Source organism: Neobacillus endophyticus, from assembly GCF_013248975.1.
Taxonomy (GTDB): domain Bacteria; phylum Bacillota; class Bacilli; order Bacillales; family Cytobacillaceae; genus Neobacillus; species Neobacillus endophyticus.
The window spans coordinates 163,401-188,555 of the sequence record NZ_JABRWH010000001.1 but is presented as its reverse complement, the minus strand read 5'-3'; the positions used below and the strand labels follow the sequence as shown (position 1 = coordinate 188,555).

The following is a 25,155-nucleotide window of genomic DNA, read 5'->3' as shown; positions in this document are numbered from 1 at the left end:
AAAGATTGGAGGAAATTTATTATGTCAGACGTTGTAAAATTTTCGTTTCCTGATGGAGCTATTAAGGAGTTTCCAAAAGGAACAACAACGGAAGATGTTGCGGCGTCCATTAGCCCGGGCCTAAAGAAAAAAGCGATTGCCGGAAAACTAAATGGAAAACTCGTTGATCTTCGCCGTCCGCTCAATGAGGATGGTTCAATAGAAATCGTGACTCCTGATTCACCTGAAGCATTGGAGGTACTTCGCCACAGTACTGCACACTTAATGGCACAGGCCATTAAACGACTGTATCCACATGTTAAGCTTGGTGTTGGCCCCGTTATTGAAGGCGGATTTTATTACGATATAGATTTGGATGAATCGATCACTCCTGAGGATTTGCCGAAGATTGAAAAAGAAATGGCGAAAATCGTCAATGAAAATATTGAGGTTGTCCGCAAGGAAGTCAGCAGGGCTGAAGCGGTCCAGCTTTATAAAGAAGTTGGCGATCCGTATAAACTAGAACTTATTGAAGCAATTCCTGATGATGAAACCGTAACGATTTACGAGCAGGGTGACTTCTTTGACCTATGCCGCGGGATTCATGTGCCATCAACAGGAAAAATTAAAGAATTTAAATTATTGAACATTGCAGGTGCTTATTGGCGTGGAGACAGTGATAATAAAATGCTCCAACGCATTTATGGCACAGCTTTCTTCAAAAAAGAAGACTTAGCTGAGCATTTACGTTTGCTTGCTGAGGCAAAAGAACGCGACCATCGTAAGCTAGGAAAAGAATTAAGTCTTTTTACAAATTCACAATTGATTGGTCAAGGTTTGCCTCTTTGGCTGCCAAAAGGAGCAACGATTCGCCGTATTGTAGAGCGCTATATCGTTGATAAGGAACTTAGCCTGGGATATAACCACGTGTATACACCGATCATGGGAAGTGTTGATCTCTATAAAACTTCCGGTCACTGGGATCATTATCATGAAGATATGTTCCCGGTAATGGATATGGATAATGAGCAGCTAGTTCTTCGTCCAATGAATTGTCCGCATCATATGATGGTGTACAAAAACGCGATTCATAGCTATCGCGAGCTGCCGATTCGTATTGCTGAGCTTGGTACGATGCACCGTTATGAAATGTCAGGTGCTTTATCTGGGTTGCAGCGTGTCCGTGGTATGACATTGAATGATGCTCATATCTTTGTGCGGCCGGACCAAATTAAAGAAGAATTCCAAAGAGTTGTTCAGTTAATTATGGAAGTCTATAAAGACTTTGAAATTAAGGATTATTCTTTCCGTTTATCCTACCGTGACCCGCAGGATACAGAAAAATACTTTGATGATGATGCAATGTGGGAAAAAGCTCAAAGCATGTTGAAAGAGGCTATGGATGAAATGGGGCTTTCCTATTTTGAAGCGGAGGGCGAAGCGGCCTTCTACGGTCCTAAGCTGGATGTTCAAGTTAGAACAGCGCTTGGAAAAGATGAAACACTATCCACTGTTCAATTGGATTTCTTGTTACCGGAACGCTTTGATTTAACATATGTCGGCGAAGATGGTAAGCAGCACCGTCCGGTTGTTATTCACCGCGGGGTTGTTTCCACAATGGAACGCTTTGTTGCTTACTTAATTGAAGAATACAAAGGAGCATTCCCATCCTGGCTTGCACCTGTCCAAGTACAAGTTATCCCTGTGTCACCTGATGCTCATTATGAATATGCGAGAAAGGTTCAGGAACAATTGAAAGCAGAAGGCTTCCGTGTTGAATTGGATGGTCGTGATGAAAAAATCGGCTACAAAATCCGTGAAGCACAAATGCTAAAAATCCCTTACATGCTTGTTGTAGGGGATAAGGAAGTGGCTGATCAAGCAGTTAATGTTCGTAAATATGGGGAACAAAACTCAGAAACTAAGCCATTTGCCGAGTTTTTAACAGCACTTAAAACCGAAGTAAAACGTGGTTAATTTGAAGAAAAGGGAGGATGAACTCCCTTTTCTTTTTTAGGTATTTATAGTGCTGCTTGTTGATGATTCACCTGAGTGGCGGAAGCGAACAGGTCCTTTTTAAAAAATAAGTATTGAATAATTTTCAGTTTCTTGTTAAAATAAATTTCGTTGCTGTTAAGAAAGTTTATTTGACACAGCGTCTTTGCTTATGATATAGTTACTAAGGTAATAATTGAATACGAATTATTTGGGAAAAGAAGAAGCACCCGCTTCTCACCTGATTTGACGCGATTGGCAGTTGGCAGGTTTTACGTAAACTTTTTAAATGTATGTTTATGTTTCGTAAAGTGTGGGTGTTTTCATCCGCGCTTTTTTATTGTGCATTTTTAATAGACTGCTAAAACTTATTTAACCTGTTCATTTTGCCATGTGTCATCTTAACGGTTTGATAAGGGAATGTCTTACTATTTGTCTTGACCCTGACGTTGTATTCATGATGAAACTTGGAGGTGGCTAACTATTAGCAAAGACATGTTGGTAAATGAGGGTATTCGTGCTCGGGAAGTTCGCTTGATTGACCAAAACGGCGAACAGTTAGGAATTAAATCGAAAAACGAAGCACTGGAGATTGCTGCAAGAGTAAACCTTGATTTGGTACTTGTAGCAGCAAATGCAAAACCTCCGGTAGCCCGAATTATGGATTACGGCAAATTTAAATTCGAGCAGCAAAAGAAAGAAAAAGAAGCTCGTAAGAACCAAAAAATTATCACTACTAAAGAAGTTCGTCTAAGCCCAACAATTGATGAGCATGACTTTAATACTAAGCTTCGAAATGCAATTAAGTTTTTGGAAAAAGGCGACAAGGTAAAAGCTTCAATCCGATTCAAGGGCCGGGCGATTACCCATAAAGAAATCGGTCAGAAAGTTTTAGACCGTTTTGCTGGCGAGTGCAAGGAAGTTGCAACGATTGAATCCCATCCGAAAATGGATGGCCGGAGCATGTTCCTCGTTTTAGCACCTAAAAACGAAAAGTAATAAGGAGGATATCCCAATGCCAAAAATGAAAACTCACCGCGGCGCTGCTAAGCGTTTCAAGAAAACTGGAACTGGTCAATTAAAACGTGACCACGCATATACAAGTCACTTATTTGCGAACAAATCAACAAAAGCAAAACGCAAACTTCGTAAGTCAGGAATGGTTTCAAAAGGCGATTTCAAACGTATTCGCCAACTATTAACTAACATGAAATAATCTCGATTCGTTCGATTTTTATAGGAGGGAAATTACATGCCACGTGTAAAAGGCGGTACAGTTACTCGCAAACGTCGTAAAAAAATTCTTAAATTAGCTAAAGGTTATTACGGTTCAAAACATACATTATACAAAGTTGCTAACCAACAGGTTATGAAATCATTGCAATATGCATTTCGTGACCGTCGCCAGAAAAAACGCGACTTCCGCAAACTTTGGATCACTCGTATCAATGCTGCAGCACGCATGAACGGTCTTTCTTACAGCCGTTTAATGCATGGTTTGAAGCTTGCTGGGATCGAAGTAAACCGCAAAATGCTTGCTGAACTAGCTGTTAGCGACGCAGGTGCGTTCACTCAATTAGCAGACGCTGCTAAACAACAATTTAACAAGTAATTTATAAATAATGCCATTCTCTTATTGGAGGATGGCTTTTTCTATAGATGGAGGAGGAATTAATGAAAATTCTGTTATTGACTATGTTGATCATGAACGTTTGGGGATTTTATATAATGGGTATGGATAAAAAACGAGCTCAAAAGCATCAATACCGTATTCAGGAAAAAACATTATGGCTCGTAGCTGTGTTCGGCGGAGCAATTGGAACATTTCTTGGAATGAGGCTATTCCGCCATAAAACAAAGCATCTTTCTTTTATAATCGGATTTCCGATATTGGCAATCGTTGATATACTGCTTTTGATAAAAATCATTTTCTAACAAAGGAGTCACAAACATATGAATTTAAAAAAACTATTCGAAATGCAGCGTGCATTAGATCGGCATATTGAGGAAAAACACCAGCTACTTGAAGAGGATTTATTTAACAGGAAGGTTCTTGCCTTGATGGTGGAATTAGGAGAGCTTGCAAATGAAACTCGCTGCTTCAAGTTTTGGAGTATCAAGCCTGCATCAACCAAAAATGTGATTCTCGAAGAATTTGTTGATGGGGTGCATTTTATTTTATCTCTTGGGATTGAATGTGGTTATACTAAAATTGATTTGCAGGTGCCTGACACCGCAGCAGGCCTTGATGCCACTGAACAATTTTTAAGGGTATATGAAAAGACGGGCATATTTCAAACAAGCAAAAGGCTTGAGGATTATGTGAAAATGTTTGAATCCTATTTGCAGCTGGCTGCTGTACTGGGAATTACTTATGAAGAAATGGAGCAAGCATATTTCGCTAAAAACGAAGTCAATTATCAAAGGCAACAGAACAACTATTAAATTTGTTAAACAACTCCCGGTTTCGATATAATAAATGGTGAATACATAAAGGGGGCTAAACGATGGCAAAGTTAGATGAAACATTAGCCATGCTGAAGGAATTAACTGATGCAAAGGGAATTCCCGGAAATGAGCGGGAAGTTCGCGAAGTCATGAAAAAATACGTGGCACCATTCGCCGATGAGCTAACAACCGATAACCTCGGGAGTTTAATTGCCAAGAAGGTAGGAAAAGAGGACGGTCCTAAAATTATGGTTGCCGGCCACTTGGATGAAGTGGGTTTTATGATCACGAAAATTGATGATAAAGGCTTCCTTCGCTTCCAGCCTGTCGGAGGATGGTGGAATCAGGTAATGCTAGCTCAGCGTGTCACCATCGTTACAAGAAAAGGCGATGTAACGGGTGTAATTGGTTCCAAGCCGCCGCATATTTTATCAGTTGAAGCCCGCAAGAAACCGATTGAAATTAAGGATATGTTTATTGATATCGGGGCTTCAAGCAGGGAAGAAGCCCAAGAGTGGGGAGTACGCCCTGGCGATATGGTGGTCCCATACTTTGAATTTACTGTCATGAATAACGAAAAAATGCTACTCGCAAAAGCTTGGGATAACCGTATTGGCTGTGCCATCGCCATTGAGGTGTTGAAGCAGTTAAAAGATGTTGAACACCCTAACGTTGTATATGGTGTTGGAAATGTTCAGGAAGAAGTGGGACTACGCGGTGCCAAGACTGCGACACATAAAATTGAACCGGATATCGGTTTTGCCGTGGATGTTGGAATTGCTGGTGATACACCAGGGGTAACCGAAAAAGAAGCAATGAGCAAAATGGGGAAGGGTCCGCAAATTGTTGTGTATGATGCCTCTCTTGTTGCTCATAAGGGCCTTCGTGATCTAGTAACGGACACGGCAGATGAACTTGGTATTCCATATCAATTCGAGTCCATTCCAGGAGGAGGAACGGATGCGGGGTCCATCTCATTAACTCATAATGGTGTACCAGCGCTTGCGATAACCATTGCAACCCGCTATATTCATTCCCATGCGGCCATGCTCCACCGAGATGATTTTGAAAATGCTGTTAAGTTGATTGTAGAAGTCATCAAGCGGTTGGACCGTGAAACGGTTGATAAAATTACCTACGAATAAAAGGATTAATCCTCGGCTTTTAACCGAGGATTTTTAGTTTGCGGTTTTAGGATACATTCGCAAATACCCCTAGTTATGTAAATAACAAAATAAAAAAGCCGCCGATTTATAAAAAATTGGCAGCCTAGGATGGAATTTATTGCTTCAATCCATTTTCAAGGGTTTGCAGCAGTTCTTTTCTTTCTTGTTCAGATGAATTTTGCCAAATCACTTCAAACAACACGCCGAGGCCTGGGAGCATTTTTTCCTCCCCGCTTTGGATAGCATCAACAATCGTATCTTCTAATTGATCTTGCGTGTTATTGGAAACATTGTGAATAACTGCATTGCGCAAATTTAAATTCATGAATGCCCACTCCTTTCGTGATTATTCTTTTCAATTTTTGGTTTTATTATGTATTTTAGATATAATGAAAAAATCAAAAGTTTTTATAAAGGGGAATAGGCATTGAAATACATTCAATCTGTGCAAAATCCACAAGTTAAACAGTGGAAGAAACTGTTAACAAAAAAAGAACGGGACCGCTCAGGCACGTTTTTAGTAGAAGGTTTTCATTTGGTGGAGGAAGTTCTTAAACAAAGTGAACAGGTAGTAGAAATTATTGTTTCAGAAAAAACAGGTTTACCGCCGCGCTTGGATGCCGGTTCAACACCAGTGATAATGGTGACTGAGGAGATTTCCAACTCTTTATCGGACACGGAAGCACCGCAGGGAATATACGCTGTTTGTCGTAAAGCTGCAGCGGAAACAGTTCTCCAAGAGGCTAAGACATACTTATTTATTGATGCAGTACAAGACCCTGGTAATCTAGGTACGATGATTCGAACTGCTGATGCAGCAGGAATGGATGCGGTTATTGTGGGCCGCGGCAGTGTAGATATATATAATTCAAAAGTGTTGAGATCGGCACAAGGAAGCCATTTTCATCTCCCTATCGTAAATGGGGATTTGTCGGAGTGGACAGCCAAGCTGGCGGAAAAAAACATTCCTGTGTACGGAACCGCACTGGAAGGCGCCTCTGTCTACACTGAGATTCTTTCTGAGGATTCTTTTGCTTTAATCGTAGGGAACGAGGGAAATGGTGTTAGCAATGAACTGCTTAGAAAAACCACAGCTAACCTATACATCCCTATATTTGGAAAAAGCGAATCGCTGAACGTAGCCGTTGCAACAGGCATTCTTTTATATTATTTGAAAAAATAGGCGCAAACAGGTTTGAAAATAAACAAATTTGTTATATAATAATGAACAATGTTGATTATGATAAAAACAATGACGGAGAAAAGTATCTTGCCAAAAGGCCATATAGGGAGAAGGTGCCGTGACTGAAAGCACCTTTATGGTAACGACAAGAGAAGTTCACCTCCTGAGTTGGCATCGGGACCAGTTCAAGAATGAACTGTAAAGATGCACCGGCACAAGCCGTTATCCGAATGAAGTGAACACAATATGTGATACATAGGTGTTTATAAGGGTGGTACCGCGACTGTAAACCTCGTCCCTTTTTGGGATGGGGTTTTTTTATTTGGTGCCTGACACCATGAAATGAAGGAGGAATCATCATGCAAGAAAGATTAAAGGAATTGCAAGCACAGGCGATTCAACAAGTCGAACAGTCTTCAAGCTTAAAAGAATTGAATGACATTCGTGTTGCTTATTTAGGCAAAAAAGGCCCGATTACGGAAGTGTTAAGAGGTATGGGGCAGCTTTCAGCTGAGGAGCGTCCTATTATGGGGGCTCTCGCAAACGAAGTAAGAGAAGCCATTTCATCTAAAATTGAAGCAAAACAAACAGAATTGGAAGCAGCTGCTGTCCAGGAGAAATTAGCTTCAGAAAGCATTGATGTGACATTGCCAGGCCGTCCGATCAGTGTAGGTAATCATCATCCGCTGACAAAAATTATTGAGGAAATTGAAGATTTATTTATCGGCATGGGTTATGAAATTGCTGAAGGTCCAGAAGTAGAACAAGACTATTATAACTTTGAAGCATTGAATTTACCAAAAGGGCATCCGGCACGAGATATGCAGGACTCGTTCTATATCACAGAAGAAATATTACTTCGTACTCATACATCTCCTGTTCAAGCAAGAACAATGGAGAAACACCAGGAAAAGGGTCCAATTAAAATCATTTGTCCTGGTAAAGTGTACCGCCGTGACAATGATGATGCGACGCATTCACACCAATTTATGCAAATTGAAGGCTTAGTGGTTGGCGAAAATATCCGAATGAGCGATCTAAAAGGCACATTAGAAGTATTTGCGAAAAAGATTTTTGGAGAAGATCGGGAAATCAGATTAAGACCAAGCTTTTTCCCATTTACAGAACCATCAGTGGAGATGGATATCTCTTGTAAAATTTGCGGCGGCCATGGCTGTAGCGTTTGTAAGCAAACTGGCTGGATTGAAATTTTAGGTGCTGGTATGGTTCATCCTAACGTCTTGGAAATGGCTGGATATGATTCAAAGAAATATACCGGATTTGCGTTTGGAATGGGACCAGAACGGATTGCCATGCTAAAGTATGGTGTCGATGATATTCGTCATTTCTATACAGATGATGTCAGGTTCATAAAACAATTCGCTAAACATGAGTAATCATAAAAGCAAATAGCGCCTTGATCAGCCGCGATATAGGGAGAATTATCGCAGGCGAAGCGACGATTCGTCTCCCTTTCTGTAGCCAAGCTTAAGACGGCCTCCGGAGGATGGACCATCCATCCGGAGGGGGCGGCTAGACCAGAGAGGGGCTAGGCGCTGGAGCTCGATAATAAAAGGAGGATGACGACATGTTCGTTTCATATAAATGGCTCCAGGATTATGTGGATTTAACTGGAGTAACGGCAGAAGAACTAGCGGAAAAAATTACGAAAAGCGGGATCGAAGTTGAAGGGGTAGACATTTTAAATGAAGGCATTAAAGGGGTTGTGGTAGGTCATGTCCTTGAACGTGAACAGCACCCAAATGCTGATAAATTGAGCAAATGCCTTGTGGATCTCGGTGAAGGAGAGCCGGTACAAATTATATGCGGCGCACCGAATGTTGCGAAAGGTCAAAAGGTTGCCGTAGCTACGGTGGGCGCGGTTTTACCAGGCAATTTTAAAATCAAAAAGGCAAAGCTTCGCGGCGAAGAATCCAATGGTATGATTTGTTCCCTTCAAGAGCTTGGAATGGAAGGAAAGATTGTACCAAAGGAGTATTCTGAAGGAATCTTTGTTTTTCCGGCAGACGCAGAGGTTGGTACTGATGCCCTAGCATTTTTGAACAGGGACGACCAAGTGCTTGAGCTTAGTTTAACACCAAACCGCGCAGATTGTTTAAGTATGCTGGGTGTTGCTTATGAAGTAGCAGCAATTCTTGGCAGAGAGGTTAAATTTCCGGAAACGGACCTAGAGCTAATTGCTGAAAAAGCAACAGATTATGTAAAAATTGTTATTGAAGCAAAAGAAGATAATCCATTGTATTCAGCTAAAATCATTAAAAATGTAAAAATTGGTCCCTCGCCGCTTTGGATGCAAACAAGATTAATGAATGCAGGAATCCGTCCGCACAACAACGTGGTCGATATTACCAATTATGTTCTATTAGAATACGGTCAGCCGCTGCACGCCTTTGATTATGACCGTCTAGGATCAAAAGAAATTCTTATTCGCCGTGCCCATAATGGCGAGAAATTTGTCACCCTTGATGATGTAGAACGGACATTAACTTCCGAGCATCTTGTCATTACCAATGGTACAGAGCCTGTTGCTCTTGCTGGTGTGATGGGCGGAGCCAATTCAGAGGTTACATCCGATACTACGACCGTGTTACTAGAAGCTGCTTATTTTAATGGCTTAACAGTCAGAAAAGCTTCAAAGGATCATGGCTTAAGAAGTGAAGCGAGTGCCCGCTTTGAAAAAGGAGTTGACCCAAAACGGGTCCGTGCAGCAGGTGAACGTGCAGCCTATTTAATAGAGAAATATGCAGGCGGAGAAGTGCTCGAAGGAGCTGCTGAAATTGACACACTTTCAATCGAGCCGGCAGTTGTCTCCATTACGCTTGAGAAAATCAATCGTGTTCTTGGCACTGAGCTAAGCATGAATGGTGTAAAAGACATTTTCGATCGTTTGCAATTTGATTCCGTTGTAGAGAAAGACACGATTACTGTGACAGCTCCAACACGCCGCGGCGATATCAAAATTGAAGAAGATTTAATTGAAGAAGTTGCTCGTTTATACGGCTATGATAACATTCCAAAAACCTTGCCGATTGGTTCGGCTACACCAGGAAAATTGTCAGACTATCAAAAGAAACGCCGGGTTGTCCGTGCCTATCTTGAGGGGGCTGGCTTATATCAGGCAGTAACCTACTCATTAACGAGTGAGGAAAAGGCAGCGCAATTTGCACTTGAAATCCGTGAAGCGATTCGTTTGGCCATGCCAATGAGTGAAGACAGAAGCGTCCTGCGCTTAAGTATCTTGCCGCAGCTATTGGAGGTATTAAAATATAATAGTGCCCGCCAAAATGACAGCTTAGCGGTCTATGAAACAGGTAACGTCTTTTTATCGAACGGTAAAGATGCATTGCCAACCGAGGAAGAACATGTGGCTGGAGCGATTACCGGACTTTGGCACAGCCATTTATGGCAAGGAGAAAAGAAACCGGTTGACTTCTTTGTTTTAAAAGGGATTTTAGAAGGAATGTTCGCGAAACTTGGACTTAGCGATCGTGTGGAATACGTTCAAGCACAAGTGGAAGGTATGCATCCAGGACGCACCGCTGAAATTCGGTTAAAGGGAGAGAAGATCGGCTTCGTTGGGCAAGTTCATCCAAGCATTCAAAAAGACCATGACCTGAAAGACACCTATGTATTCGACCTATCTTTAAAAGCTTTGCTTGATGAAAGCGCAGAACCATTGAGATATCAAGCCATCCCGCGCTACCCATCCATCACAAGGGACATTGCCCTCGTGGTAAACAAAGAAACGGTGTCAGGCACCTTGAAAGAAGTTATTTTAACGACTGGTGCACCGTTACTTAAAGAAGCCTATGTTTTTGATTTATATGAAGGCGATAAGATGGAGGAAGGAAAGAAATCGATTGCGTTCACGTTGAAGTATGTGGATCCTGAACGAACTTTGACGGATGAAGAGGTAACGAAGGTTCATGAACGTGTGCTTGAGGCTTTGAAAGACAAGGCTGGAGCAGTATTAAGAGGATAGTCATGTTAGAAAAAAGAAGGAACTGAGTATTTACTCAGTTCCTCTTTTTATTAACTAGGGCCAATGCTTTGTCCGTATTGGCGAAATGCAGCTTCACAAAGGATGGGAGGCATGAGCGGCCTTTTTTCAGAATGAGCTTGGCAGCTGCTTCATCAACCTTTGCACCTGCACCTTTTGGAATCACAAAACCTGCCTCTTCACTCAGTTTATCCATGTATTGAATAAACGCATAACGGGCAAGAATGCTGGCGGCTGCAACTGCAAGATGAATACCTTCTGCCTTCGTACTGAAAAAAACATCATCCTTGGCAATGGATTTTTGGCCTTTTAAGTGTTGGTAGTATGTACTTGCCTGGACAAATTGATCAATAAGGATGGCATCCGGTTTTTCAGGAGATATTTTATTAAGTACTTTTAAAATGGCCTGATTATGAAGGAGGGCTTTCATTTTTCCTTGTGACATGCCTTGCTGCTGTACTTGATTATATTTTTCGTTTTTCAATGTCATCAGGCTGAAAGGAACCACGTCTTTGATCACTTTAGCGATCTCTATAATTTTTTCATCTCCTAAATCCTTTGAATCGCGCACACCCAGTTCTTTTAAAAGAGGAATCTGGTCTTTTTTTACATAGGCAGCAACAACGGTAATTGGACCGAAAAAATCACCTGTCCCCACTTCATCGGACCCAATGACAGAGAGCTTGCTGATTTCAGCTGGCAGGCCGCTGTTTTTTGCCGATTTATTTGTGGATGTAGAGTTTTTTTTGGCAGGAGAATTGGGGGCATCAGCGGCTCCCCATTTGCTGGCTTCCGTTTCACAGGCGTTCCCTTGAAATAGAACTTTGCCTGATTGGTAGGCTGTAATCATACAAGATGGTGTTTTTGCAGCAAAAACACTGCTTGGCGGTGTTTTCTCAACCAAGTATTTCCCATAATAGTCTCTCATTTTTAAAATTTTATTCTGATCACAAACTAAAACAACATTTCCCAAAATAAAAGCACCACATTTCTACAAATTTCTTCTTATAATTGGTTTAACTTTTCCACTACTATATGTTCGTGTTATGATATAGAGTAGGATTCTTTGAAAGGGGCATTAACATTGTCAAATACACAGAAAAATAGAATAACCGTTGAAATATACGGGCAGCAATATGTGATTCTAGGTACGGAAAGTTCCAGTCATATTCGGCATGTAGCCTCACTGGTTGACAATAAAATGCGCGAAATCAGTTCCAGGAATCCAGGCTTAGATGTTAATAAACTCGCCGTTTTAACAGCAGTAAACGCCGTCAATGATTATCTTAAAATGAAGGATCTGCTGGAACGGCTGCAAATAGAACAACTAAAGGAAAAGGAATAAAAAGACATGCTGGATTTAGCCATTATTTTAATTTTGATTATTGGATTTTTTGTTGGCCTGAGAAGGGGATTTATCCTGCAGCTGATCCATTTAACAGGTTTTATTATTGCATATGTGGTCGCCTATTTATATTATGGGCAGCTGGCACCGAAATTAACGTTATGGATTCCCTATCCGAATTTCGGCAATAATTCTATGCTGAAAATACTAACTGAATCGAGTAATATGGAAACAGCTTTCTATCGGGCGATTGCCTTTGCTATTATTTTCTTCGCCGTCAAAATATTATTGCAAATTGTTGGCTCCATGCTTGACTTTATTGCAAACTTGCCCATTTTAAGAATCTTAAATATATGGGCAGGCGGCATACTAGGCTTCCTTGAAGTCTATTTAATTATCTTTATTTTATTATATATTGGTGCCCTAGTTCCAATAGAAATTTTTCAAACACAGTTGGACCATTCCTTTATGGCCAAAGCGATTGTAAATTATACCCCAATTTTTTCCCAGCAGATCAAGGGCTGGTGGATTGAACATACAGCTGCGTCAACTTCTCTGTAGCGGAGAAGTTTTTCTATTAAAGGGTATGATAAAGATGCGATTTAAATGGGGCAGGTGAAAATGAATGGGTAGAAATAAAAAAGAAATCATTAGACACTTGGAAATGATTGCAACATATATGGAATTAAAAGGGGAAAATACGTTTAAGATTTCCGCTTTCCGTAAGGCTGCTGCTGCACTGGAAGCAGATCAAAGATCCCTTGAAGAAATAGAAGATTTTACAGCGATTGCAGGGATTGGCAAGGGAACTGCGGCAGTTATTGAAGAATACATAAAAGAAGGATTTTCCCCTGTGCTGACAGAGCTGAAGAAAGAAGTCCCTTCCGGATTAATTCCGTTATTACAGCTTCCAGGCCTTGGAGGAAAGAAAATTGCCAAGCTTTATCAGGAGCTTGGGGTTTCAGATGTCTCCAGTTTAAAGGAAGCCTGTGAGGCAGGGCGGGTTCAAACTCTTGCCGGATTTGGTAAAAAAACAGAGGGAAAAATATTAAGCGCTATTGCGGATGCGGGTTCCCGCCCAGAACGTCTGTCTGTCGCTTATATGCTGCCAATCGCTGAAATGATAGAAAAAAAACTTGCTGAGATTCCGGCCATCATTCGATTTTCACGTGCAGGAAGCTTAAGAAGGCTCCGGGAAACAATTAAGGATCTTGATTTTATCATTGCGACAAATGATACGGAAACAGTAAGAGCACAGCTGCTAAAATGGCCTGATATAAAAGAAGTCATCGGTGCTGGTGAAACGAAAGTTTCCATTATATTTGCATTTGATTATGATATTTCCGTCGATTTTCGCTTGGTAAAACCAGAGGAATTTATTACGACACTTCATCATTTCACAGGTTCGAAGGAACACAATGTGCGGATGCGGCAGCTTGCCAAGGAACGCGGGGAAAAAATTAGTGAGTATGGTGTGGAAAACCTTGAGACTGGAGAAATTTTAACCTTTCATTCAGAGGAAGAGTTTTTTAAACATTTTGATTTACCATTTATTCCGCCTGAGATTAGAGAAGATGGAAAAGAAGTGGATACATTTTCAGCTTCAGAGGAATTAATTGAGCTGTCAGATATTAAAGGGGACCTCCATATGCACTCAACCTGGAGTGATGGTGCCCAGTCTATAGAAGAAATGGCAGAGGCCTGCCGGGCCCGCGGATATCAATATATGGCCATTACTGATCATTCACAGTACTTAAAGGTAGCGAATGGACTTACACGGGAACGACTCCTCAATCAGCGGGAGGAAATAAAAAAACTAAATGAAAAATATGATGATTTTCTCATTTTGTCCGGGGTGGAAATGGATATTTTGCCAGATGCCACGCTTGATTATGATGATGAGTTGCTCGCGGAAATGGACTTTGTCATCGCCTCCATCCACTCAGCTTTTTCCCAGCCGCGGGAAATCATCATGGAGCGTTTGAAAACAGCGTTAACGAATGCCCACGTTGATTTGATTGCCCATCCAACCGGTAGGAAAATCGGCCGTCGTGAAGGCTATGATATTGACATTGATCTATTAATTCAATTAGCAAAAGAAACGAATACCGCCTTGGAGTTAAACGCTAATCCTAACCGCCTTGACTTAAAAGCAGATTCCTTACGAAAAGCACAGGCGGCAGGAGTTAAAATATTAATCAACACGGATGCTCATATGGTGGATACGTTAAAACATATGGAAATCGGCGTGGCAGCGGCAAGAAAAGGATGGATTAAAAAAACATCCGTCTTGAACGCCCTTGATAAGGAAGAGCTGCTTCAATTTCTACATAATCGAACAACATAAGGAGGATTTTCTCCATGCAAGATAGAGTTTTAAAAGTATTGGAATTCACAAAGGTAAGAGAGCAGCTTTTCGAATTTGCTGCCTCTTCCCTTGGAAAAGATAAAATAAAAAACCTCGTGCCATCATCAGATTTTGAAGAAGTCATGAAACTACAATCTGAAACAGATGAGGCATCAACAGTCATTCGAATTAAAGGAAATGTCCCACTCTCAGGAATTCATGATATCCGTCCACACGTGAAACGATCAGTTATTGGCGGTGTTTTAAGTCCTTTGGAGCTGGTGCAAACTGCCAGTACAATTCGTGCAAGTCGTCAAATGAAGCGGTTTATAGAGGAAATTGCTGAAGAGCGGGCAGAAATTCCGATTTTACTGGAACAGGTGGAGCAAATAATTCCGTTAACCAATCTCGAACAAACAATTAGACAGGCGATAGATGAAAATGGCGAGGTTTTGGACGGGGCAAGTGAATTGCTAAAATCATTACGGCACCAGCTTCGTTCAAGTGAAGCGAGGGTTCGTGAAAAATTAGAAAGCATGATCCGTTCATCAAGTGCGCAAAAAATGCTATCTGACGCGATTATTACCATTCGTAATGACCGCTTCGTTATCCCTGTCAAGCAGGAGTACAGGGGTCACTATGGAGGTATCATTCATGATCAAAGTGCTTCAGGACAGACTTTGTTTATTGAACCGCAGGCGATCGTTCAGCTAAACAATCAGCTCCAGGATATCCGTGTGAAGGAACAGATGGAAATTGAGCGTATTCTGACAGAGCTCTCTGCAAAAGTAGCAGAGCAAGAAAGTGAATTACATGTGATCGTTAAAGTTTTGGCAAATCTGGACTTTATTTTTGCGAAGGCAAGATATGGAAAACAAATGAAAGCCACGATGCCGAAAATGAATAATGAAGGAAGAATTACTTTATACAAAGCAAGACATCCGTTAATTCCGATTAATGAAGTAGTGGCCAATGATATCATTCTTGGTAATGATTTTACGACGATTGTGATCACAGGTCCAAATACCGGAGGAAAGACGGTTACATTAAAAACACTTGGCTTATGTTCTTTAATGGCACAGGCTGGATTGCGGATTCCGGCTCAAGAAGGTTCTGAGTTGGCTGTGTTTGAAGCAGTATATGCTGATATTGGTGACGAACAATCGATTGAACAGAGCTTAAGTACATTTTCTTCTCATATGGTAAATATTGTAGAAATTCTACGGCGGGTTGATTTTAACAGTCTTGTGCTGTTTGATGAGCTTGGTGCTGGTACAGATCCACAGGAAGGAGCGGCATTGGCGATATCCATTCTGGATGAGGTACACCAGAGGGGAGCAAGAGTTGTCGCCACGACTCATTATCCTGAACTTAAAGCCTATGGCTATAATCGCGAAGGCGTATTGAATGCCAGTGTGGAGTTTGATGTAGAGACACTTAGTCCAACATATAAACTTTTGTTAGGCGTTCCTGGCCGGAGTAATGCATTTGAAATTTCGAAACGGCTCGGATTAAATGAAAGAGTCATTCAGTCTGCCCGTTCCCACGTCAGTGAAGATACGAATCAAATTGATAAGATGATTGCTTCATTGGAGGAAAGTAAGAGGCAGGCGGAAATGGAAATGCTGGAAGCTCGTGATTACTTAAAACAGGCTGAAAAGTTACATCAAGACATGCAAAAGCAAATGATTGAATTTTACGAGAAAAAGGATTCTATGCTGGAAAAAGCGGCAGAAGAAGCAGAAACGATCGTAGATGACGCGAAAAAAGAGGCAGAACAGGTTATTCGTGATCTCCGTAAAATGAGAACCGAAAAACATGCCGAAATTAAAGAACATGAATTAATTGATGCGAAAAGGCGTCTGGAAACTGCGGCACCGGAAATTAAGAAAACGCAGATACTAGCAGCAAAAAAAGCAAAAAAACATATGTTTCGCCCTGGGGATGAAGTAAAGGTTCTAACATTTGATCAAAAAGGAACGCTAGTGGACAAAGTTTCAGAAAATGAATGGCAGGTCCAAATCGGCATTTTAAAAATGAAAGTCAAAGAAAAAGATATGGAGTACATTAGTACGCCAAAGCAATTAGATACGAAGCCTCTTGCGATTGTGAAGGGCAGAGACGCCGATGTGAAATTAGAACTTGATTTGCGTGGGGAACGTTATGAGGACGCACTGATTAAAGTAGAAAAATATATAGATGATGCCCTGCTAGCCAATTATCCACGTGTTTCCATTATCCATGGGAAAGGAACAGGCGCATTAAGACAGGGAGTACAGGAGTATTTAAGGAATCATCGTCAAGTAAAAAACATTCGTTTTGGGGATGCAGGTGAAGGTGGAACCGGCGTTACTGTCGTCGAATTTAAATAAAATTCCAGGGAGTTTAAGGAATGAATCAGTTTTGGGAGAATGAATATATTCAGACGGCAGCCTATTACAGCATAGTCATTTTATGTATGATTGTTTTTTTAGCTATCTTTGAAGCAGTGACAAGGTATAGAAATTGGGAAGAGATCAAAAAAGGAAACCTAGCTGTTGCGATGGCTACGGGAGGGAAAATATTTGGTGTAGCCAATATTTTTCGTGCAGCTATTGAACAACATAATGCGTTACTGACCATGGTAGGATGGGGTGTTTACGGCTTCATCTTGCTGTTGGCAGGATATTTTATTTATGAGTTTTTGACACCAACATTCAAGATTGATGAAGAAATTCAAAAAGATAATCGTGCAGTAGGATTTATTTCGATGATCATTTCTATTGGCTTGTCCTATGTTATCGGGGCAGGTATTAAGTAAAGGGAGAATGAAATGTGGAGACATTAGCAAAAGTACTTCTCGGTTTATGCGGTGTTTTCTTGGTGATTGGAGTCATATATTTAGCGTTTTTTGTGAAATAAGGACATCGCTGATGAAAGTGTCAGCGGTGTTTTTCTTTTGACTTGGCTATTTAATGAACATTGTTGATATTTAAACACTGTTGATTGGAGCGAAAATCAACAGATAAATTTAACAGCGCCTTTACTTAGAAATGTTAAAATATTGCGAAAAAGTTTACTCTGATAATTCTTGACAGAAAGAAGGATTAAAATTATTATAAAAACATGAATGATGATTCATTCATGTTATATTTTGAAATTTGCAATTTGTTCATTAGTTTTTCTTCAAAGGAGGGATCGAGACAATGAAAAAATCCAAGCCAAAATATATGCAAATTATTGATGCGGCGGTTATTGTTATCGCAGAAAATGGCTATCATCAAGCACAAGTTTCCAAGATTGCCAAACAAGCTGGCGTAGCTGATGGCACCATTTATCTTTATTTTAAGAACAAAGAAGATATTCTAATCTCTCTCTTTGAAGAAAAAATGGGAAGTTTTGTAGAAAAAATTGAGGAAATGATAGAAGGAAAAGAGACATCAACAGAGAAGTTATTAGTGTTGATTGAAACTCATTTAAGTTTGTTATCAGAAGATCATCACCTTGCAATTGTTACCCAATTGGAATTGCGCCAATCAAATAAGGAATTGCGCCTAAAGATAAATGATATTTTAAAAGGGTATCTGCATGTGATCGATAAAATTTTAATAGAAGGAAAAGAAACTGGGGAGTTTTCAAGTGACCTCGATGTACGCCTGGCGCGACAAATGATATTCGGTACCATTGATGAGGCGATCACATCTTGGGTAATGAATGAAGAAAAATATAATCTTAATGCGCTGGCACCTCAAATCCACCGGATGCTGATTAACGGGTTTGGAAGCCGCTAGTGTTGTGAAAAGGAAGGGGAGGGAGTATTTTGGAATATTTAAAATGGTCTCATGATCAAGCTATTGCCACTATTACCATATCAAGGCCCCCGGCAAATGCCCTTTCGTCGGGATTGCTTAAGGAATTGTCGGCTGTTCTTGATGAAATCGAACCCAACCGTGATATACGAGTAATTGTTATTCATGGTGAGGGCCGCTTTTTTTCTGCGGGGGCAGATATTAAAGAGTTTACTACAGTTGACACTTCTGCCGGTTTTTCCAATCTAGGAAAAGTGGGACAAGATTTGTTTGATAGGATGGAAAAATTCCCAAAACCGATTATTGCTGGGATTCACGGTGCAGCACTTGGCGGAGGCCTTGAACTAGCAATGGCCTGTCATATCCGGATCGTCAGCGAAACGGCCAAACTTGGTCTCCCTGAGCTCCAGCTTGGTATCATTCCAGGATTTGCAGGAACCCAGCGTTTGCCAAAATACGTTGGAACAGCAAGAGCAGCTGAAATGATGTTAACTTCTGATCCTATAACAGGATTGGAGGCAGTCCGTTATGGACTCGCAAGCCATGCATATCCAGAAACAGAAGTATTAGAGCAGACTTATAATTTAGCCAAGAAAATTGCCAAGAAAAGCCCAGCCTCTGTAAAAGCTGTTATCGAACTATTAAACTATGCTAAAACAGAAGAATTTTATGAAGGAATGAACAAGGAAGCTGAGTTATTTGGTGAAGTGTTTGCTTCTGCTGATGCAAAAGAAGGCATTCAGGCATTTATTGAAAAAAGAGAGCCACATTTTAAAGGGGAATAAGATTCTGCAGCGGGGTATTACCGGCTCGTCAGCAGAAGGCTTAGATAAATTTTTTCGGAAGAATTTTCTCAATCTTTCAAACTGGTGAAATGTTTGAATTTATTAGGAGGGAACATAGCCATGAACATTTATGTGTTAATGAAAAGGACCTTTGATACAGAAGAAAAGATTTCAATCTCCGGTGGAAAAATTAACGAGGATGGTGCAGAATTTATCATCAATCCTTATGATGAATATGCAATTGAAGAGGCAATCCAAGTCCGCGATGCCAATGCCGGAGAAGTAACCGTTATTTCTGTCGGCAATGAAGAGTCTGAAAAACAATTACGTACTGCGCTGGCGATGGGAGCCGATAAAGCTGTTCTCATTAATACAGAAGATGATGTTGAGAATGGCGATCAATATACAACTGCAAAAATTATTGCTGAATACTTAAAAGATAAAAAAGCTGATTTAATACTAGGCGGCAACGTTGCAATTGACGGTGGTTCTGGTCAGGTTGGTCCGCGCGTAGCCGAGCTTTTAAATATCCCTTATGTGACAACAATTACAAAACTTGAAATTGATGGCACAAGCGTCACCGTGACACGAGATGTTGAGGGCGATTCTGAAGTCATTGAAACAAGTCTTCCTCTTTTAGTCACAGCACAGCAAGGTTTAAACGAACCACGTTATCCGTCATTACCGGGGATTATGAAAGCAAAGAAAAAGCCGCTTGATGAACTGGAAATAGATGACCTTGATCTTGAAGAAGAAGATGTAGAAGCAAAAACTAAAACAATTGAAATTTATTTACCGCCTAAAAAAGAAGCTGGCAAAGTATTATCCGGTGATTTGGCAGATCAAGTGAAAGAACTTGTCCATTTACTCCATACAGAAGCAAAAGTAGTGTAATAGAATCGGTGTTTTCACAAAAATTGTTTGCAGGAGGTAAATCAGAATGGCTAGAAAAGTATTGGTATTAGGAGAAGTTCGTGACGGATCCTTACGTAATGTATCTTTTGAAGCAATTGGTGCTGCGAAAACGGTTGCTGAAGGCGGAGAAATAGTAGGAGTTCTTATTGGTGAATCTGTAAGCGCTTTAGGGTTAGAGTTAGTAAAATATGGAGCAGACCGTGTCGTAGTAGTGGAGAATGAGAAATTAAAACAATATACATCTGATGGATTCTCGCAAGCATTACTTGCCGTTATCGAACAAGAGCAGCCGGAAGGACTAATGATTGGCCATACAGCTCTTGGTAAAGATCTGTCTCCAAGAATTGCTGGAAAACTTTCCTCAGGCTTAATTTCTGATGCCACGGCTGTTGAAGTTGCAGGTGGAAATGTTGTCTTTACAAGACCAATTTATTCAGGTAAAGCTTTCGAAAAGAAAATTGTAACGGATGGCCTAATTTTTGCTACTGTTCGTCCAAACAACATTACTCCGTTGGAAAAAGACGAAAGCAGGAGTGGCGATGTATCAGTTTTATCTGTAGAAATTAAAGACCTTCGCGCCATTATTAAAGAAGTGGTTCGAAAAGCAACAGAGGGCGTTGACTTAAGCGAAGCCAAGGTAATTATTTCTGGTGGACGCGGTGTTAAGAGTGCTGAAGGCTTTAAGCCGCTAAAAGAATTAGCAGATGTCTTGGGAGGCGCAGTTGGGGCTTCACGTGGTGCATGTGATGCTGATTATTGCGATTATTCTATGCAAATCGGGCAAACAGGCAAGGTTGTTACACCTGATCTATATATTGCCTGTGGGATATCCGGAGCGATTCAGCACCTTGCCGGAATGTCAAACTCTAAAGTCATAGTTGCAATCAACAAAGATCCGGAAGCCAATATCTTTAAAGTAGCTGATTATGGAATCGTTGGAGACTTATTCGAAGTGGTACCAATGTTAACAGAAGAGTTTAAAAAGCTGAAGGTGCACCAATAATAACAATGAGCGAGCGGGTTGATCCGCTCGCTTTTTACTGGAATATCAGCCGTAATATTGGGGAAATTAAGTGACGAAACATATTATTAGCGTCATTTTCCAATCAATGTTATACTTTCCGTAGTATTTTAAGTTATTATTAGGAGGTCAATGAAAAATGGCTATTGCACATGTAACAGATCAAAACTTTGCAGCCGAAACTGGTTCAGGTCTTGTACTTGTAGATTTTTGGGCACCTTGGTGCGGACCTTGTAAGATGATTGCTCCAGTTCTTGAAGAACTTGACGCAGAAATCGGCGATAAAATAAAAATTTCAAAGTTAGATGTTGATGAAAATCCACAAACAGCTGCTAATTTTGGGGTAATGAGCATCCCAACTTTGTTAGTATTCAAAGATGGCGAAGTGGTTGATAAAGTGGTAGGCTTCCAACCAAAAGATGCATTAGCAAGCGTACTGGAAAAGCATTTCTAAAATAAGTTTAATGAAACCTTAGCTGGAGAATTCTTGCTAGGGTTTTTTATTTTTGGACTGTGTTAAAGTCAATTGCTGACTTACTAACTGTTGATTGAAGAAGAAATTAACAGGAAAGTTTAACACAGTCTATTTTTTATCCAGCAACTCCTACTTCCTTTACTTGGCCATTTGATTTACAATTTTAAAGATAAGCTATTTTGACGGAGAGGAGAGTGGCCGGAATGAATGAAACGATTAAACAGAAGCTTACACTGCTGCCAGACCAGCCTGGATGCTACTTAATGAAAGACCGTCAAGGAACAATTATTTATGTTGGGAAAGCAAAAGTATTGAAAAACCGCGTCCGCTCCTATTTTACTGGTTCACATGACGGGAAGACCTTAAGGTTAGTCAATGAAATTGAAGACTTTGAATATATCGTAACCTCATCAAATATAGAAGCATTGCTCCTTGAGTTGAACTTGATCAAGAAATATGATCCAAAGTACAACATCATGTTAAAGGATGACAAGACGTATCCGTTCATTAAGCTGACAGCGGAACGACATCCAAAACTCATCATTACAAGAAAAGTAAAAAAAGATAAGGGTAAATACTTTGGTCCTTATCCAAATGTTGGTGCGGCAAATGAGACGAAAAAATTGCTGGACCGAATTTATCCACTAAGGAAATGCTCGACCTTGCCCGACCGGGTTTGTTTGTATTATCATCTTGGCCAGTGCCTGGCACCGTGTGTAAAAGAAGTTTCGGAAGAACAGTACAAACAGATGACAGATGAAATTACCCGTTTTTTGAACGGTGGATATAAGGAAATTAAAAAAGATCTTACAGAGAAAATGACAGCAGCTGCTGAAGAACTTGACTTTGAACGAGCAAAAGAGTACAGGGATAAAATTGCTCATATTGAAACAATTATGGAAAAACAAAAAATCACCTTGACCGATTTTACTGACCGTGATGTATTCGGTTATGCAGTTGATAAAGGATGGATGTGTGTTCAAGTCTTTTTTGTCCGGCAAGGCAAGCTGATTGAGCGCGATGTTTCTATGTTTCCTGCCTACAATGAACCAGAGGAAGAAATGTTAACATTTCTTGGGCAATTTTATCAGCAGACGAACCACGTTAAACCAAAGGAAATTCTCATACAGGATGAAGTGGATCTATCAATGGCAGAGCAGCTACTCGAAGTAAAAGTGCTGCAGCCGCAGCGCGGGCCAAAAAAAGATCTCGTGAAAATGGCAATTAAAAATGCCAAAATTGCTCTGGATGAAAAGTTCTCGCTGATTGAAAAAGATGAGGAACGGACAATTAAGGCAGTTGAAAACCTCGGTGAATATTTGGGGATTTATACGCCGCACCGAATAGAGGCCTTTGATAATTCCAATATTCAAGGAACAGACCCTGTATCAGCAATGGTGGTATTTACAGATGGTAAACCGAACAAAAGGGAATACCGCAAATATAAAATAAAATCAGTCAAAGGGCCGGATGATTATGAATCGATGCGGGAGGTAACAAGAAGAAGATATTCCAGAGCATTGAAGGAAGAATTACCACTTCCGGATTTAATTATTATTGACGGCGGCAAAGGGCACGTTGAAGCTGTTAGAGATGTACTCGAGAATGAACTTGGCTTGGACATTCCACTTGCAGGGCTTGTAAAAGATGATAAACACCGGACATCGCAATTATTATTCGGGGATCCATTGGAAATCGTTCCATTAGGAAGAAATAGCCAGGAATTTTATTTACTGCAAAGAATTCAAGATGAAGTACACCGGTTTGCGATTACGTTCCATCGTCAAATCCGCAGTAAAAATGTGTTTCAATCACTGCTAGATGAAATTCCAGGCATAGGAGAGAAACGAAAAAAATTATTGCTGAAACATTTTGGCTCAGTTAAGAAAATGAAAGAAGCAACGTTGGAGGAATTTACTGCAATTGGTATTCCCGAATCAGTTTCAGAAGAATTAATAAAAAAACTCCAATCCCAGTGATTGTCATAAAAAATAGGCTATGCTATAATGAATTGAAAATTTAATATACAATCACTTTTACGTATTAAAGTGAAGGTAGAGGTGCGAGCTTCAAGAGTAGAGATTCTGAGGAAATTGAGTTTCGATGATGAATCTTAAAAGGGGATGTTCGCCGAAGTGAGGAAAGACTCAATACTTTCCTTTGCTGGTCCTGTATTGAATAAATACCGGATTGTCAAGATCGATGTCTTGGAGAGCTATCTTTCATTGTTTGCAAAAGAACTTTTTTCTTTGTGTTTAAAAAGCAATGGGATAATCTCCTATTGCTTTTTTTATTTTTGTGGCTAAATCACATTGTTGATTTTTCCAACAGTTGATTAAAGCGCCCGAAGCGGAAGTCAACATCTAAGATTAACAGAATCATTTTTGTAAAAAAATAACCTAACAGAATTACGGAAAGAAGGGGAAGAAATGGGCTTAATTGTTCAAAAATTTGGAGGAACATCTGTTGGCAGTATTGACCGGATTCTCAATGTTGCTGAATGTGTCAAAGAAGAAATAGAGAGAGGAAATCAAGTTGTTGTGGTTGTTTCCGCGATGGGGAAGACTACTGATCAGCTGGTTAATATGGCAAAGGAGCTTTCTACGCAGCCAAATAAACGGGAAATGGATATGCTGCTTACAACAGGAGAACAAGTTACAATTTCACTGTTATCTATCGCTTTAAATGAAAAAGGACTTGAAGCCGTTTCTTATACAGGCTGGCAAGCAGGAATTGTAACAGAGCCTATACATGGTAATGCAAGAATTGCCAAAATCAATACAGAGGCCATAAAAGAACAGCTGCAATTAGGAAAAATAGTGGTTGTTGCAGGATTTCAAGGAGTTACGGATACCGGTGAAATCACGACACTAGGCCGTGGAGGCTCTGATACCACTGCTGTAGCATTGGCGGCTGCTTTAAAGGCCGATAAGTGCGATATTTATACAGATGTAACGGGGGTGTTTACGACAGATCCAAGATATGTAAAAACTGCGCGTAAACTATTATCTGTTTCATATGATGAGATGTTGGAGCTTGCAAATCTTGGAGCAGGTGTACTCCATCCAAGAGCGGTGGAGTTTGCTAAGAATTATCATGTTCGGCTCGAGGTTCGCTCAAGTATGGAGAAAATTTCAGGTACAGTGATTGAGGAGGAAGCGACAATGGAACAAAATTTAGTCGTCCGCGGAATTGCGTTCGAGAACGAAATTACAAAGGTAACGGTTTTAGGCTTAACGAATTCACTTACAAGCTTATCAACCATTTTTACGACATTGGCACAAAATCATATTAATGTAGATATTATTATTCAGAATACAACAGAATCAGGGACAGCAAATTTATCCTTCTCGATTCAAACAGATGATTGGATCGAAACATTAAATGTTCTTGAATTGAATAAGGGAGAGCTGGGGTATGAACAATTAGATGCCGAAAATAAATTGGCTAAAGTATCCATTGTCGGTTCCGGTATGATTTCAAACCCTGGAGTTGCTGCCAAAATGTTCGCAGTCCTTGCCGAAAATAATATTCAAGTAAAAATGGTCAGCACTTCCGAAATCAAAGTCTCCGCAGTTGTGGAGGAGAAAAATATGCATAAAGCAGTAGAAGTTCTTCACGAAGCATTCGAACTATCTAAAGTTACAAACTAAAATATTTATAAAAAAATGGTGTCAGGCACCGTGT

24 protein-coding genes, 1 riboswitch and 2 other annotated features are annotated in these 25,155 nt (G+C 40.4%); of the genes, 22 read left to right on the top strand and 2 right to left on the bottom strand.

Translation table 11 applies throughout. The annotated features are described in order from the left end of the window. Positions 1-21: 21 nt before the first annotated feature. From thrS to HPT25_RS00900, 7 genes are all read left to right on the top strand, one after another. A complete protein-coding gene (gene thrS, locus HPT25_RS00930) occupies positions 22-1,956 on the top strand; it encodes a threonine--tRNA ligase (protein WP_173058702.1) in 1,935 nt (644 codons plus the stop codon). Positions 1,957-2,186: 230 nt separating this feature from the next. Then, positions 2,187-2,319, top strand: a sequence feature (ribosomal protein L20 leader region). Between the two features lie 150 nt (positions 2,320-2,469). Then, positions 2,470-2,973: a translation initiation factor IF-3 gene (gene infC, locus HPT25_RS00925; RefSeq protein WP_173058699.1), complete on the top strand. Its 504-nt coding sequence runs from the start codon at positions 2,470-2,472 to the stop codon at positions 2,971-2,973. A gap of 16 nt (positions 2,974-2,989) precedes the next feature. Further along, positions 2,990-3,190 (top strand): 50S ribosomal protein L35, encoded by a 201-nt coding sequence (gene rpmI / locus HPT25_RS00920; protein WP_173058697.1) that lies wholly within the window; start codon positions 2,990-2,992, stop codon positions 3,188-3,190. A gap of 36 nt (positions 3,191-3,226) precedes the next feature. Next, entirely contained in the window at positions 3,227-3,586 is a 360-nt protein-coding gene (gene rplT / locus HPT25_RS00915; protein ID WP_173058694.1) for a 50S ribosomal protein L20, read from the top strand. 62 nt (positions 3,587-3,648) lie between these two features. Beyond that, positions 3,649-3,909, top strand: a complete 261-nt coding sequence (locus HPT25_RS00910; protein WP_173058691.1) for a DUF1294 domain-containing protein — start codon at positions 3,649-3,651, stop codon at positions 3,907-3,909. 18 nt (positions 3,910-3,927) lie between these two features. Next, positions 3,928-4,419 carry a dUTP diphosphatase gene (locus HPT25_RS00905; protein WP_173058688.1) on the top strand — a complete coding sequence of 164 codons (492 nt, stop codon included), beginning with the start codon at positions 3,928-3,930 and terminating at the stop codon, positions 4,417-4,419. Between the two features lie 62 nt (positions 4,420-4,481). Then, a complete protein-coding gene (locus HPT25_RS00900) occupies positions 4,482-5,567 on the top strand; it encodes a M42 family metallopeptidase (RefSeq protein ID WP_173058685.1) in 1,086 nt (361 codons plus the stop codon). A gap of 136 nt (positions 5,568-5,703) precedes the next feature. Here HPT25_RS00900 and sspI read toward each other — a convergent pair whose 3' ends face one another. Then, complete coding sequence (sspI, locus tag HPT25_RS00895; protein WP_173058682.1) at positions 5,704-5,913, bottom strand: small acid-soluble spore protein SspI; 210 nt, start codon at positions 5,911-5,913, stop codon at positions 5,704-5,706. Between the two features lie 102 nt (positions 5,914-6,015). On the opposite strand from sspI, the gene HPT25_RS00890 reads away from it, so the two are divergent. From HPT25_RS00890 to pheT, 3 genes are all read left to right on the top strand, one after another. Next, complete coding sequence (locus tag HPT25_RS00890) at positions 6,016-6,771, top strand: TrmH family RNA methyltransferase (RefSeq protein WP_173058679.1); 756 nt, start codon at positions 6,016-6,018, stop codon at positions 6,769-6,771. Positions 6,772-6,831: 60 nt separating this feature from the next. Then, positions 6,832-7,074 (top strand) — a binding site (T-box leader). A gap of 56 nt (positions 7,075-7,130) precedes the next feature. Next, positions 7,131-8,168, top strand: a complete 1,038-nt coding sequence (gene pheS / locus HPT25_RS00885) for a phenylalanine--tRNA ligase subunit alpha (protein ID WP_173058676.1) — start codon at positions 7,131-7,133, stop codon at positions 8,166-8,168. A gap of 191 nt (positions 8,169-8,359) precedes the next feature. Then, positions 8,360-10,774, top strand: a complete 2,415-nt coding sequence (gene pheT / locus HPT25_RS00880) for a phenylalanine--tRNA ligase subunit beta (protein WP_173058673.1) — start codon at positions 8,360-8,362, stop codon at positions 10,772-10,774. A 34-nt stretch (positions 10,775-10,808) separates the two neighbouring features. On the opposite strand, the gene rnhC is transcribed toward pheT, so the two are convergent. Next, complete coding sequence (gene rnhC, locus HPT25_RS00875) at positions 10,809-11,765, bottom strand: ribonuclease HIII (RefSeq protein WP_173058670.1); 957 nt, start codon at positions 11,763-11,765, stop codon at positions 10,809-10,811. A gap of 111 nt (positions 11,766-11,876) precedes the next feature. Here rnhC and zapA point away from each other — a divergent pair, with 111 nt between their 5' ends. The 12 genes from zapA to HPT25_RS00815 all read left to right on the top strand — a co-directional run bounded on the left by zapA (position 11,877) and on the right by HPT25_RS00815 (position 25,121). After that, complete coding sequence (gene zapA / locus HPT25_RS00870) at positions 11,877-12,137, top strand: cell division protein ZapA (RefSeq protein WP_173058667.1); 261 nt, start codon at positions 11,877-11,879, stop codon at positions 12,135-12,137. Positions 12,138-12,143: 6 nt separating this feature from the next. Beyond that, positions 12,144-12,698, top strand: coding sequence for a CvpA family protein (locus tag HPT25_RS00865; protein ID WP_173058664.1), 555 nt, complete (start codon positions 12,144-12,146; stop codon positions 12,696-12,698). 64 nt (positions 12,699-12,762) lie between these two features. Then, positions 12,763-14,484 (top strand): DNA polymerase/3'-5' exonuclease PolX, encoded by a 1,722-nt coding sequence (polX, locus tag HPT25_RS00860; protein ID WP_173058661.1) that lies wholly within the window; start codon positions 12,763-12,765, stop codon positions 14,482-14,484. A gap of 14 nt (positions 14,485-14,498) precedes the next feature. Beyond that, positions 14,499-16,856, top strand: coding sequence for an endonuclease MutS2 (locus HPT25_RS00855; protein WP_173058658.1), 2,358 nt, complete (start codon positions 14,499-14,501; stop codon positions 16,854-16,856). A gap of 20 nt (positions 16,857-16,876) precedes the next feature. Beyond that, the gene (locus tag HPT25_RS00850) at positions 16,877-17,284 is read left to right on the top strand and encodes a DUF350 domain-containing protein (protein ID WP_173058655.1); all 408 of its coding nucleotides are present in this window, start codon (positions 16,877-16,879) and stop codon (positions 17,282-17,284) included. A gap of 385 nt (positions 17,285-17,669) precedes the next feature. Continuing rightward, a complete protein-coding gene (fadR, locus tag HPT25_RS00845) occupies positions 17,670-18,254 on the top strand; it encodes a fatty acid metabolism transcriptional regulator FadR (protein ID WP_173058653.1) in 585 nt (194 codons plus the stop codon). Between the two features lie 29 nt (positions 18,255-18,283). Further along, a complete protein-coding gene (locus tag HPT25_RS00840; protein WP_173058650.1) occupies positions 18,284-19,057 on the top strand; it encodes an enoyl-CoA hydratase in 774 nt (257 codons plus the stop codon). A gap of 120 nt (positions 19,058-19,177) precedes the next feature. After that, positions 19,178-19,951: an electron transfer flavoprotein subunit beta/FixA family protein gene (locus HPT25_RS00835; protein WP_173058647.1), complete on the top strand. Its 774-nt coding sequence runs from the start codon at positions 19,178-19,180 to the stop codon at positions 19,949-19,951. A 46-nt stretch (positions 19,952-19,997) separates the two neighbouring features. Beyond that, on the top strand, positions 19,998-20,975 hold the full coding sequence (locus HPT25_RS00830; protein ID WP_173058645.1) for an electron transfer flavoprotein subunit alpha/FixB family protein: 978 nt from the start codon (positions 19,998-20,000) through the stop codon (positions 20,973-20,975). Positions 20,976-21,132: 157 nt separating this feature from the next. Continuing rightward, on the top strand, positions 21,133-21,447 hold the full coding sequence (trxA, locus tag HPT25_RS00825; RefSeq protein ID WP_173058643.1) for a thioredoxin: 315 nt from the start codon (positions 21,133-21,135) through the stop codon (positions 21,445-21,447). A gap of 224 nt (positions 21,448-21,671) precedes the next feature. Further along, the gene (gene uvrC / locus HPT25_RS00820) at positions 21,672-23,447 is read left to right on the top strand and encodes an excinuclease ABC subunit UvrC (RefSeq protein ID WP_173058641.1); all 1,776 of its coding nucleotides are present in this window, start codon (positions 21,672-21,674) and stop codon (positions 23,445-23,447) included. Positions 23,448-23,515: 68 nt separating this feature from the next. Further along, a riboswitch (Lysine riboswitch) is annotated at positions 23,516-23,694 on the top strand. Between the two features lie 203 nt (positions 23,695-23,897). Then, a complete protein-coding gene (locus HPT25_RS00815; protein WP_173058639.1) occupies positions 23,898-25,121 on the top strand; it encodes an aspartate kinase in 1,224 nt (407 codons plus the stop codon). Positions 25,122-25,155 lie beyond the last annotated feature (34 nt).